Consider the following 12879-nt stretch of genomic DNA (forward strand, 5'->3'; position numbering starts at 1 on the left):
TTCGAACGGCGATTTCGCCGTCACGCGTCCGACAGCATGTCGCGCAGGATATCGGCCGTCCTGTCGGCGCCCTCGAGGTCGATCGAGAGATCGCCTTGCTGGAAGGCAGGAGCATCGAGACCGGAGCGGATGGCCGCGGCGACCCGCTCGGCCGAAATGTCGGAATCGCTGAGCGCCGTCACGAGGCCAAGGCGCTCCAGGCGTTCGGCACGGGCCGCCTGCTCGGTTTCGCCGCCTGTCGTAAACGGCACGACGATCGCCCGGCAGCGCGCCCGCAGAATGTCGCAGACCGTGTTGTAGCCGGCCTGCGACACCGAGAGGGTCGCGCCCGAAAGGAGGCTCGCGAAGTCGGGGCGAAAGCGGAAGACCGCGACATTTCCGACGACGCCGGCGGCGATCGCATCGTGGTCGACCTGCGCGAGGTTGGGGCCTGTTATCAAGGCCCAGGGCTTCTCAGGCCGGATGATGGCGGTGGCGCCGACGACCGCGTGCAGCACGTGCCGGCCGACAGCGCCGCCGCCGGCCGAGACGATCACCTCGAAACGGTCTGCCGGGGCGTCGGGCTGCGGCGGGGCGACGAGGCCGGTATAGACCACCTTGTCGGCGATCTCGTCGGCATGGGGAAAGGTCTCTTCCAGCCTTGCGAAGGTCGGGTCGCCATGGATGAGGATGCGGTCGAAGTAGCGCTCGATATAATCCACCGTCTCGCGGTCACGCTCCGGCTTCGGGCGCTTTTGCAGGATATCGCGCACGGAGGCGAAGATTTTGGGCGGCTCGGGCATAGCGCGGGCGGCGTCGAGGAAGGGTAGGAGTTCGAAGCGCATTTGACGCCGGCCGAACGGGAAGGCCTCCGTGAGGATGGCATGCGGCTTGATCTCGTGGAGGATGGCGACCAGCCGGTCGCGACGCATGTCGCGGAAGGCGTCATCGACCGGATTGCCGTCCATGTCCTGCAGGGCGGAAAAGCCCTCGTCGCTGGAGACGACGGGCGGCAGCGCGATATGACGAACGGCCGGGCCGGGAAAACCGGACACGGGCTTGCCACCGGTGACGACCGTCACGTCGAAGCCGCGCACGGCCAGCGCGTTGGCAATGCGGCTCGCACGTGTCAGGTGGCCGATACCGAGCAGATGCTGGACGTAGAAGAGAACGCGTTTCGTGTCCGGATCGGTCATTCGGCTGTCCGCCATTCGGTTTCAAAGAGATTGCGAAGCTGGGTGATGCTGGTGTGGTAGTCGAAATCCTTGCGGACGCGCCGTTCGGCGGCATCACCCAGCCGCTTGCGGAGATCGGGATCGCGGATGGCGCGCTCCAGGGCGTTCGCGATGGCTTCCGGGTTCTCGGGCGGCACCAGCAGGCCGTTCTCCCCGTCGGACAGAAGCTCCGGTACGCCGGAGATCGTGGTGGAGAGACAGACGAGCCGCTGGCTGGAGGCTTCGACGATCACGTTCGGCAGGCCATCGCGGTCGCCATCCGCGCCGATGCGGCAGGCGAGCGCGAAGATGTCGGAGGCCCGATAGCGCGCCAGAACGTCTTCCTGTGCCATGGCGCCCAGCCAGTCGATGCGGTCGGCGATGCCGAGGTCGGTTGCAATGTCCTTCAGGGATTTGGCGAGCGTGCCGCCGCCGATATGAACGAAGCGCCAGGCGAGATCGGCAGGCAGGCTTGCTAAGGCCTTGAGGAGCAGGTCGTAACCCTTTTTCTCCACGGCGCGGCCGACGCTGAGAATGACGACGGGGTCGGCGGGATCGCTGCCGTCGCGAGGGCGGCGCTCCTGCGTGAAGGGTGCAAAGCGGGCCAGATCGAGGCCGTGATAGCTCAGATGCACGGTCGTCTTGTCGGCGGCCAGCGTGCGCAGGTGGTGGAAGCCGGTTTCGGTGCAGGTGACTGTCCAGCGGTTGGTGGCGAGCTTGTCGGCCAGCTCCCAGTCGGGCGAAGTCCAGATGTCCTTGGCATGGGCCGAGCACGTCCAGGGAATGCCGGTCAGAAGGCTGGTATAGGCGGCGACGGACGCGGGCGTGTGGATGAAATGGGCATGCAGCCAGTCTCCACCCTCCGGCCATTCCGCGGCAAGGACGGCCGCTTGTCCGAAGCGGCGGACACGGTTGCGCGAGACATCGCGCACCAGGTCGCGGCGGAAGGCAGAGAGGGCCTTACGGAAACCGGGACGCCGGGCGGCGGCCCACAACCCGCGCAGGACGCGCAGCGGCTCGTGGTGCAGATATTCGGGCAGGTAGAGAACCGGCGCGCGGATCTCGTCGTGAACGGGATGGCGCTTCTTGTCGGTCGGGTGGCGCATCGAAATCAGCGACAGCTCCAGCCCCGATTGCTCCAGACCCAGCAGTTCCTGGGCGATGAAGGTTTCCGACAGGCGCGGATAACCCTTCAGGATGACGACGATCTTGCGGCTTTGCATAACGGTTCAGGCCTTGACGACGCTCAAATGGTCGCGTTCGCGCCCGTCTAGCATGTTGCCGACGATCCGGGAAATATTACTCAGGCCGTCGAGATGCATGTTGCTGGCATGGTGGGAGGGCGGCGCGCGGTGCGGCAGGGCATGAAGGGCAGCGGCCAGCCGCTTGGGGTCCGCAGCCTCCTGTGGCAGCAGCATATCGACGAGCCCGAGTTCGCTGGCGCGGCGGGCGCGGATCAGTTGCTCTTCGCGCGGGACGACGCGTGGGACGATCAGGGCCGGTTTGTCGAAGGAGAGGATTTCGCAATAGGTGTTGTAGCCGCCCATGGCGACGACGCCGCTGGCATTGGCGATCAGCTCTTCCATACGGTTGTCGAACTCGATCACCGTCAGGTGCGGGGTCAGCGCGCATTTCGACAGCAGCTTGTGGCGCTGCTTTGCCGGCATGTAGGGACCGAGCACGACGAAGGAGGGGTGCGTCAATGTCGGGTCGGCGCGGTAGGCGTCCACCACGTCGTGGATGAGGTCGGAGCCATCGCCGCCGCCGCCGGTGGTGATGAGGATATAGTCGCCCTTCGGCTTGTGCTCGGAGCTGACGTCGAGCGAGACGCTGCGCTGGAGGAAGCCGACGAAATCCATGCGGGCGCGGACCTGCGGCGGTACGTCGAGGCCGACCAGCGGATCGTAGAAATCGGGCGGGCCGTAGACCCAGACCGTATCGTAGAACTGGCCGATCTTGCGCATCACGTCGTTGCGCTTCCACTCGGCGTCGAGCAGGTGCGGTGCGTCCATGACCTCGCGCAGGCCAAGCACCAGCGTCGTGCCCTGATGCTTGAGGTAGGACAGCGTGTCCTCGACCTCGCCGCGAAGCCCCATCGGCTCCTTGTCGACGATGAAGATGTCGGGCTTGAAGGTCTCCGCCGTGTGCCGGATGATCGACCGGCGCATCTTCAGCGTCTCGTTCAGATCGATATGCCGATCCATCGAGGTGTATTCGCCGTTGCGCAGCTTGATGACGCTCGGAATCTTCACGAAATCGACGCGGGCCCGGTAGTCATAGGCACCGGCGATGGTCGCGCCGGAGATGATCAGGACCTGCAGGCCGCGATAGTCCTCGACGAGCGCATGCGCGATCGCCCGGCACCGTCGCAGGTGGCCGAGACCGAACGTATCGTGGCTGTACATGAGGATGCGGGCATTCTCGATGCGACGCGTCATCGGCACGGCTCCACGCACAGGGCAGACTTCATCACCATGGCAAACTCACTTGTACGGATCAGCCGCATCTCTAAGTCCATCGCCCAGAAAGTTAAAGGCCAGGATGACGAGAATGACCGGGATGGTTGGGTAGAGCAACCATGGATAAAAAGCGATGGTACTGACGCTGCGCGCTTCCGTCAGGAGAATGCCCCAGCTGGTAATCGGCGGACGGAGGCCAAGGCCGAGGAAACTCAAGGCGGTTTCACCGAGAATCATCGCCGGGATCGACATTGTCGCGCTGGCGATCAGATGCGACATGAAGCCGGGCACGAGATGGCGGCCGATGATGCGGCTGGTCTTTGCCCCCATCAACTGTGCCGCAAGCACGTAGTCCTCCTCGCGCAGGGCCAGCAGCTTGGAGCGCACCGCGCGGGCAAGGCCGGTCCAGTCGAGAAGGCCGAGAATGGCGGTGATGCCGAGATAGATGACGAGGGGGCTCCACGTCACCGGCATGATGGCCGCAAGCGCCATCCACAGCGGAATACTCGGGATCGACTGCAGCACCTCGATGACGCGCTGGACGATAAGGTCGAAGACGCCGCCCTTGTAGCCGGCAAGGCCGCCGATGACGATGCCGAGAATGAAGCTCATCGTCACGCCGAGCAGACCGATGGTGAGCGAGATGCGGGCGCCGTAGAGAATGCGCGACAGCACGTCGCGACCGAGCCGATCGCTGCCGAGCATGAAGAACTGCCCGCCCTGTGCCGGGCAGACGAGATGGAGCGAGGCGGGAACGAGGCCCCAGAAATTATAGGTGTCGCCGCTGCAGAAGAAGCGCAGCTTTTCGATCCGCTGGGGATCTTCCGTATAGACGCGGCGCAGCGTGTCCATGTCGAGGTTCATCGTGCGGCCATAAACGAACGGGCCGACGAACTGGCCGTCATCGAACAGGTGCACCTGCTGCGGCGGCGCGTGGATGAAATCGACGTTGCGGGTATGCAGGTTGTAAGGCGCCAGGAACTCGACGACCGTGACCATCGCATAGAGCAGAACGAGGAAGACCAGCGAGAGGACGGCAACCCGGTGCCGTTTGAACTTCCACCACATCAACCGAAGCTGAGACGCCTCATAGACGTGTTTCTGCTCCTCGCTCATCGTTTCCACGGCCATCGGATCGAAGGGGGCGGCGGAAACGAAGTGCGTCAGGGGCTGGCCGGGTGCGGGCAGGCAGGCGGGTGTGGGGGACGTCGTGGACGGCGGATGCGTTGCGGTCACTTCGTGCTGCCCCCCTGGAGCCGGATGCGCGGATCGAGCAGCGCCAGCGCGATGTCGGAGACGAGCACGCCGATGACGGTGAGGAAGGCAAGGAACATCAGGAAGGACCCGGCGAGATACATGTCCTGGCTCTGCAGCGCCTTGATGAGCATCGGCCCGGTGGTTTCCAGCGACAGCACGATGGCCGTGATTTCGGCACCGGAGATGATGGCCGGCAGGATCGAGCCGATGTCGGCGATGAAGAAGTTGAGGGCCATGCGGAGTGGGTACTTCACCAGTGCCCGGAAGGGATGAAGACCCTTCGCCTTCGCCGTCACCACATATTGCTTCTGTAGTTCATCCAGAAGGTTGGCGCGCAGGCGACGGATCATGCCGGCCGTGCCCGCGGTGCCGATGATGATGACGGGGATCCAGAGATGCTCGAGGATCGACAGGAACTTGTCCCAGCTCATGGGCTGCGACAGATATTTCTGGTCCATGAGGTGCCCGATGGACGTGCCGAACCACATGTTGGCGAAATACATCAGGATCAGCGCGAACATGAAATTGGGAATGGCAAGGCCAAGCAGGCCGAGGAAGGTCAGGCCGTAATCGCCCCAGCTGTACTGGTGGGTGGCCGAGTAGATGCCGATCGGGAAGGCGATGAGCCAGGTGAAGATGATGGTCACGAAGGAGACGAGGACCGTCAGCCAGAGCCTGTCACCGACGACGTCGGAAACTGGCAGCTGGTATTCGAACGAGTAGCCGAAATCGCCCTGCAGCATGCCGGCGACCCAGTGGAAGTAGCGCATGATCGGCGGACGGTCGAAGCCGTATTCGGCCCGCAACGCCTCGATCTCCGCCATATCGACGCCTTCGCCCTGGGCGCGCATTTCCGAGATGTAGCTCTCGAAATAATCACCCGGAGGAAGTTCGATGATGGTGAAGACGAGGGCCGAGATAATGACGAGCGTCGGGATCATGGCACTGACGCGCCAGAGAATGTATCGCAGCATCGATCAGCTCACCTTGTCGCCGAGCCAGAACGTATCCGGCATGTAGACCCCGAAGAAGCAGGTCGGATCGAAGCCGTAGAGGCCGTGTTCCGGAACGTTCTGCATGCGCGACGTATGAAGGATCGGCTGGAGCGTGGCGTTGACCATGCCGATGGAATAGACCTGATCAGTATAGATCGACAGCATCTCGTGCCAGATCCGCGTGCGGCCCGCATTGTCGGCTGTACGACGCCATTCCTTCAGCAGGTCCACCAGCTTCTGGGCCTCGGGAAGCTCCGGTGCATGACCGAACTGGCCGAGCGACAGGTAATGCATGCCCCAGACCGGCCATTGCAGCTGGTCGTCGGTGCTCGGGGCCAGCGAGTTCGGGCTCATGTCGGCCGTGGGCACGCCATTGGAGAGTCCGAGCCACATGGACATCATGATCTCGCCGCCCATGGTGCGGTTTCGGAAGACCTCGCGCTGGGAGGTCTTGATGAAGAGCGGGATGCCGATCTTCGCCCAGTGATCGGTGACGAGTTCGAGGACGTCGGTTTCCAGCGTGCTCTCGCCGGCGGTTTCCACCACGATCTGCGCGAGACGGCCATCTGGCAGAAGGCGCATGCCGTCCTCGTTGCGGCCGGTCAGGCCCGCCTCGTCCAGCAGGCGGTTGGCCTGCTCGGTGTCGTGCTGCGACCAGGCGGCGGCATATTCCGGCTTGTAGAGCGGGCTCTCCGGCAGCACGGTATCGGCGCTTTCCTTGCCGAGGCCGTAGAAGGCAACCATGTTGATCTCGCGCCGGTCTATGGCGAGCGAAAGAGCGCGGCGGACGCGGACGTCGCGCAGGAGGCCCTGCCAGACAGGATCGCCGTAATTGAGGTTCGGCAGCAGCGCGACGCGCGATCCTTGCGTGCGCTTCCACAGCTTCACCTTCACCGGATACCGCTTTTCGGAATCCTTGATGAAGGCGTAGTCGGTAAAGTCGATGTTCTGTGCCTGCAGGTCGGCTTCGCCGCCACCGGTCTTTGCGGCGATGATGCCCGGTGTGGAGACGTTGAGGACGACGCGGTCGATGTAGGGAAGCTGAATTCCGTTTTCGTCGACGCGGTGGAAGAAGGGGTTCCGGTCGAAGATGAACTGTTCGGCCGGCGAGGCCGTCGTGTTCTGCCATGGGTCGAGCGTCGGCAGGTCCGGATTGTCGGGCCGGTTCTGGCGCGACATCTTGATGTGCAGGTCCACCCACTTCTTGACCCGGTACTTCTTCATGAATGTCTTGAGCTGTTCCTCGGTCTGGTAAGTCTTGTGGAACTGCTTCATGTAGGCGGCGGGCAACAGCAGGATCAGCGGCAGTGCCGCCGCCAGGTTCGGCAGGAAATCGGGGTTGGGCGCATCCCAGCTGTAGCGCACGGTGCGCGCGTCGAGAACCTCGAAACGCGGCGGCTTGCCGTCCGCCAGAAGCTCCTGCTGCACGCCGCCCTTGCGCAGGTCCTCGTTCAGGACCACGTCTTCCCAGGTATACCGGAAGTCTTCCGACGTGAGCGGGCTTCCGTCCGACCAGCGATGGCCTTCGCGAATGCGGAAGGTGAAGACCTTCTCGCCCTCGACCTCGCAGGCCTCCAGAATATCCGGCTGGAAACTCAGCTTCTCGTCGTAGCCGACCAAGCGGGCATAGCCGTTGATGAACATCGCGCGGATGTCCTTTTGGCTGCCGATGAGGATGCGGATGGAACCGCCATAGCTGCCGGGCGTGCGGCCCATAGCGGCAAGGTTGACGATGCGCGGCGTCTTCGGCACGCGCTCGATCATCGGCGGCAGGGTTCCGGCAGTGATCTTTTCGAGAAGGATTTCGGGCTCTGTCCCCGCGGCCATGGCGTCGCGCGGAAGCATAAGCCGGGGCAGGGCGATGGCGGAGGCGAGGAGGCCGAGGGTGGTGCGGCGCTTGATCACGGCTGGAGCTCCTTCACGTCGGCATTCCGGCTCGCCAGCACCCAGTGACCATTGCCGAGATCGGCGGGCGCAAGGCCGGCATCGCTTTCGCCCGGCCGGAAGGCGGCGTTCCAGCGCTTCTTGTCGGAGGCCCCGCCGGCATTGAGCGCGACGAAGTCGAGCGGCCGGTCAAGATCCGGGAAGGGCACGGCGGCCAGCAGCGCCTTGGTGTAGGGGTGCACCGGCGCGCGCATCAGCTGTTCGCGCGGTGCAAGCTCGACGATCCGCCCGGCGCACATGACGGCGATGCGGTCGGCCATGTAATCGACGACGGCGAGATTGTGCGAGATAAAGAGATAGGTCAGGCCGAGTTCCGCCTGCAGGTCCTTCAGGAGGTTGAGGATCTGCGCCTGCACGGACACGTCGAGTGCGGAGACCGGCTCGTCGCAGATCAGCAGTTCGGGGCCGAGTGCTAGAGCGCGGGCAATGCCAATGCGCTGGCGCTGCCCGCCGGAGAAGCTGTGGGGATAGCGGTTCATGTGCCGCTCATTGAGGCCGATGGCCTTCAGCAGCGCCTTCACCGTCTGCTGCCGGCTCTTCGGATCGCCGCGGCGGTGGATCTCGAGCGGTTCGCTGAGGATGTTCTGCACCGTCATGCGCGGCGAGAGCGATGAGACGGGATCCTGGAATATCATCTGCATGCGGGTGCGCAGTTTGGCCAGCGACTTGCCATGGGCCTCGCGGATGTCGATCGGGCCATCGGCCGAGTTCAGCATGATCGAGCCGGTGTCGGGAGAGAGCGCCCGCATCAGGATCTTGCTGAGCGTCGTCTTGCCGCAGCCGCTTTCGCCCACAAGCCCCAGACATTCGCCGCGACGTATGTCGAAGCTCACGTCGTCTACCGCACGATACTGGTGGGCCTCCCCCTTCTTCCACCAGCCGGACTTGCGGCTGGAAAACGTCTTGCCGACATGGCGCACGGAGAGCAGCACATCCTCGCCCGGTGCCGGAAGCGTGTCCTCGACGCGGGGCAGCGGTCGCGCAGGCGCACGTTCGCCTTTGCGCCGCACGATCAGGCTCTCGACGTTGACGGGTACCTCGCGCAGCGCCTTCAGGCGCTCGCCGGGCTTCATGTCGAAATGCGGCACGGCTGCCATCAGCCCCTTGAGATAGGGGTGGGACGGATTGCGGAAGATATCCTCAACCGAACCCGCCTCCATGATTTCGCCGTGATAGATCACCACGACCTCGTCGGCCATGTTGGCGACGATTCCGAGATCGTGGGTGATGAGCAGCACGGCCATGTTGAAGGTCGATTGCAGGTCCTTGAGCAATTGCAGGATCTGCGCCTGGATGGTCACGTCGAGGGCCGTCGTCGGCTCGTCGGCAATGAGAAGCGACGGCTTGCAGATCAGCGCCATGGCAATCATCGCGCGCTGTCGCATGCCGCCGGAAAGCTCGAACGGATACATGCCGAAGGCACGCTTGGGGTCGGGGAACCCGACGAGACGCAGCATCTCTTCGGTCTGTTCCCGCTGTCCCGGCTTGTCGACGTTGCGGTGGATGCGCAGGCTTTCGCTGATCTGGTCGCCGATCGTGTGGAGTGGCGACAGCGAGGTCATCGGCTCCTGGAAGATCATGCCGATGCGGTTGCCGCGAAAGGCGCGCATATCGGCACCCTCGGGCGCGAGCGCTGCAAGATCGATGACACCGCCGGGTGCCGTCTCATCCTTGAAGAGGATCTTGCCGCCGATCCTCGCCGATTTCGGCAGGATGCCCATGATGGCCTGGCTGATCACGGATTTTCCGGACCCGGACTCGCCCACGAGCGCCGTGACCTTGCCCGGCAGGACCCGGAGGCTGGCCTTTCGAACCGCGTCGATCTGGCCGCCGAACATGGCGAAAGAAACGCTCAGGTCCTCGATCCGCAGCAGGTCTCCGCCTGATGTCATGCCTGCCATTCCCCACTTATTCTCTCCATCCGGTGCGGATGGTGGCTGGCTTTGCGCCAATACCTTATGGGAAGACTATCGCAGGCATTTCGGCCTGTCCATGACCGCAATGTAAACCGCACGGTCACGCCTTCCCGGCGTCGGCTGCGGGTCTAGCGTCGTCATGTATCGTTTTTTTGAAATGATGCCCCGCGGCTAAATAATTTCTATTGCAGCAGTTTGTTCCAGATGTCCCGTTGGGGCGTGTTGCGGTTGCGGTAAAGCAGCATGACCTGCTCCGCCTCGGAGCTGCTTTCCTGCGTCCGGTGGCGAATGGCCTCCGCCTGATCGATCTTCAGGAGCTTTTCGCTCGGCACCAGCACCGTCAGTTTCTGCCTCACGCCGCGCAGCTTTTCCTCGCCAAGCGTCTCCCACTCGCCGCCGGCATAGGCGGTGAAGGCCTGGCTGGCGACGATGTGGGTGGAATGCTTCTTGGTCAGCCCCTGCAGGCGGGAGACCTCGTTGACGGCGGTGCCGAAGGTGGAGAAGGTGAGGCGGTCGCGCAGGCCGACATTGCCGAACATGACGTTGCCGATATGCAGGCCGATGCCGTAGCCGACCTCGCTCAGCCCGTTTTCCCGCCGTTCGCTGTTCATCTCGGCCATGCGCGCCGTGGCCTGGCGCACGGCCTCCATGGCGGCAAGGGCCGCGGCCTGCGACGGTTCGCGGTGGCGCCCGCAAGGATAGACCGCGAGGAAGCCATCGCCGAGGAAGCTGAGGATCTCGCCACCGCCGCGGTTGAACGGCGTGGCGATGGCGTCGAAGAACTGGTTGAGGGTGTCGATATAGGCCTGACGGCCTTCGCGTTCGGCAAGGACGGTCGATTGGCGCATGTCGGCCATGACGAGCACGGCACGGATGGTTTCACCGTCGCCTCGCCGGATCTGGCCGGACAGCACGCGCTTGCCGGCGTTTTCGCCGAGATAGGTGGTGAGCATGTTGTCGGCGAGCTTACCGAGCACGGCCATCTTGGCGGCAACGGCCAGGCTGCTCTGGAGCCGCAGCATGGCTTCGATCAGCTGGTCGGAGAAACCTTCCGGCGCGTCCGTCGTCCAGGAGCCGACCATGCCCTGTCCGTGGCTTTCGCTGAAGGACTGCACGAAGGCGAAGTAATCGGTCGCGCCGTCGCGCTTCAGTTCCTCGAAGATCGGAAATTCGATCGGCGACTCCGGCGTGATGCGGCGGCGCAGATGATCGAGGTCGTGGGAATAGAGGTAGTAATAGGGGCTGCGCAGGAAGCGCTCCGCATCCGTCTCGCTCTGACCGGCGCGGAAGCCCTCGACGGTGACGCCCTTGCCGCGCTGCCAGGTGAAGCCGAGCGCATCGTAAAGTGGATGGAGCATGGCGAAGCTGAGATGCACGCGCGACAGCGGCACGCCGGCGGCGGCCAGCCGTTCGCAGAAGCCCGTCACCAGCATTTCGAGCGAGGCGCCGTTCAGCGCCGTCTGCTTGAGCCATAGGGACACGCGATCGAGCAGATGGGTGGAAACCTGCTGCATCTGGGTCATGTCGATCTTCCCGCTGTTTGCTGCGAACGATCACCTCAGGCCGATATTAACCCCCCGGCATGACGCGATCGTCTTCACGATATAATGACGCGGTATGGCGGAAACCAGAACGGCGGCGACGAAAAGTTGGCGATGGCTGCTGCGAGGGAATTCGCATGATGGCCCGGCCCCGATATCCTGGCCTTGACAGCGGCAGGCCAAGTCCGCATCTGCCATGGCTCCGGCGTGCGAGGCGCGCCCAACAGGCAAGGTTACCGATGAGCACGTCTCCCCACGCGGTTCTTCTGTCGCGGATCGCCGATCGCACGGCGCATGCCGGCGTCATCGGCCTTGGCTATGTCGGACTGCCGCTCGCCATCGCCATCGCGCGCAAGGGTTTCACCGTCACCGGCTTCGATATCGACCCCGGCAAGATCGTCGCGATCGAGGCAGGCCGGTCCTATATCGAGGCGGTCGGCGACGACGTTCTCGCAGCAGAGCGGGATGCCGGACGGTTTTCCGCAACGGTCGATTTCGATGGCCTTGCCGTCTGCGACGTCATCGTCATCTGCGTGCCGACACCGCTGACGCGGCATCGCGATCCCGACCTCACCTATATCGTGAAGACCTGCCAGGAGATCGCCCTCCGGCTGCGGCCGGGGCAGCTCGTGGTGCTGGAATCCACCACCTATCCCGGCACGACGACGGATGTCGTGCGGCCGATCCTGGCTGCCACCGGGCTCGATATCGGGGGGGAGGTCTTCCTCGGCTTCTCGCCGGAACGCGAGGACCCCGGCAACCGCGATTTCTCCACCACCAGCATTCCGAAGATCGTCGCCGGTGACGGTGATGCGGCAGCGCAGGCGATGGAGGCGTTCTATTCGGCCGTGGTCGAGCGCGTCGTGCCCGTCTCCACGACGGCGACGGCCGAGGCTGTGAAGCTGACGGAGAACATTTTTCGGGCGGTCAATATCGCGCTGGTCAACGAATTGAAGACCGTGTTCGAGGCCATGGGCATCGATATCTGGGAGGTGATCGACGCGGCGAAGACCAAGCCTTTCGGCTATATGCCGTTCTATCCCGGTCCCGGTCTCGGCGGGCACTGCATCCCGATCGATCCGTTCTATCTCACCTGGAAATCCCGCGAATACGACATGCCGACCCGCTTCATCGAGCTTGCGGGCGAGATCAATTCGGCCATGCCGAAACATATCGTCGGGCGGCTTGCGGAAGCGCTCGATATTCACCTGGGTAAAGCCCTCAGCCGGTCGCGCGTGCTGATCATCGGGCTCGCCTACAAGAAGAACGTGCCGGATATCCGCGAGAGCCCGTCGTTGAAACTGATCGAGCTGATCGAGGAGCGCGGCGGCAGCGCATCCTTCCATGATCCGCATGTGGACGAGATCCCGAGGACGCGCGAATACCTGTCGTTGAAAGGTCGGCGCTCTGTGCCGCTGAGCGAACTTGCCGGTTTCGATGCCGTGCTGGTCGCCACCGATCACGACGATGTCGATTATGCGCTGATCGCGCAGCAGGCGCCGCTGGTCATCGACACGCGAAACGTCTTTGCCCGCCGCGGCATTCAAGGTGGATTGATCGTGAAGGCTTGAGGC

The 12879-nt window shown here is 63.8% G+C and carries 9 protein-coding genes; 1 reads left to right on the forward strand and 8 read right to left on the reverse strand.

The genetic code is table 11. From position 1 onward, the window contains the following. Window positions 1–20 precede the first annotated feature (20 nt). The 8 genes from C8J33_RS00390 to C8J33_RS00425 all read right to left on the reverse strand — a co-directional run bounded on the left by C8J33_RS00390 (window position 21) and on the right by C8J33_RS00425 (window position 11287). Window positions 21–1175: a glycosyltransferase family protein gene (locus C8J33_RS00390; RefSeq protein ID WP_132662644.1), complete on the reverse strand. Its 1155-nt coding sequence runs from the start codon at window positions 1173–1175 to the stop codon at window positions 21–23. Beyond that, window positions 1172–2416 carry a glycosyltransferase family 4 protein gene (locus C8J33_RS00395; RefSeq protein ID WP_132662645.1) on the reverse strand — a complete coding sequence of 415 codons (1245 nt, stop codon included), beginning with the start codon at window positions 2414–2416 and terminating at the stop codon, window positions 1172–1174. The genes C8J33_RS00390 and C8J33_RS00395 overlap by 4 nt, the downstream gene beginning before the upstream one ends. Window positions 2417–2422: 6 nt before the next feature. Further along, window positions 2423–3631 carry a glycosyltransferase family protein gene (locus C8J33_RS00400; RefSeq protein WP_110801830.1) on the reverse strand — a complete coding sequence of 403 codons (1209 nt, stop codon included), beginning with the start codon at window positions 3629–3631 and terminating at the stop codon, window positions 2423–2425. A gap of 45 nt (window positions 3632–3676) precedes the next feature. After that, window positions 3677–4840, reverse strand: coding sequence for an ABC transporter permease (locus C8J33_RS00405; protein ID WP_422038007.1), 1164 nt, complete (start codon window positions 4838–4840; stop codon window positions 3677–3679). A 44-nt stretch (window positions 4841–4884) separates the two neighbouring features. Next, a complete protein-coding gene (locus C8J33_RS00410; protein ID WP_110728502.1) occupies window positions 4885–5883 on the reverse strand; it encodes an ABC transporter permease in 999 nt (332 codons plus the stop codon). A 3-nt stretch (window positions 5884–5886) separates the two neighbouring features. Continuing rightward, window positions 5887–7809: an ABC transporter substrate-binding protein gene (locus C8J33_RS00415; RefSeq protein WP_132662646.1), complete on the reverse strand. Its 1923-nt coding sequence runs from the start codon at window positions 7807–7809 to the stop codon at window positions 5887–5889. Then, entirely contained in the window at window positions 7806–9740 is a 1935-nt protein-coding gene (locus tag C8J33_RS00420; RefSeq protein WP_132662647.1) for an ABC transporter ATP-binding protein, read from the reverse strand. Before C8J33_RS00420 ends, C8J33_RS00415 begins: the two co-directional genes overlap by 4 nt. A gap of 206 nt (window positions 9741–9946) precedes the next feature. Then, a complete protein-coding gene (locus C8J33_RS00425) occupies window positions 9947–11287 on the reverse strand; it encodes an adenylate/guanylate cyclase domain-containing protein (RefSeq protein WP_110801827.1) in 1341 nt (446 codons plus the stop codon). A 257-nt stretch (window positions 11288–11544) separates the two neighbouring features. Between C8J33_RS00425 and C8J33_RS00430 the strand changes: the two genes are divergently transcribed. After that, the gene (locus tag C8J33_RS00430; RefSeq protein ID WP_132662648.1) at window positions 11545–12876 is read left to right on the forward strand and encodes a nucleotide sugar dehydrogenase; all 1332 of its coding nucleotides are present in this window, start codon (window positions 11545–11547) and stop codon (window positions 12874–12876) included. The last annotated feature ends 3 nt before the right edge of the window (window positions 12877–12879 follow it).

It is taken from the genome of Rhizobium sp. PP-CC-3G-465 (assembly GCF_004343445.1).
GTDB classification, from domain to species: Bacteria; Pseudomonadota; Alphaproteobacteria; order Rhizobiales; family Rhizobiaceae; genus Ferranicluibacter; species Ferranicluibacter rubi.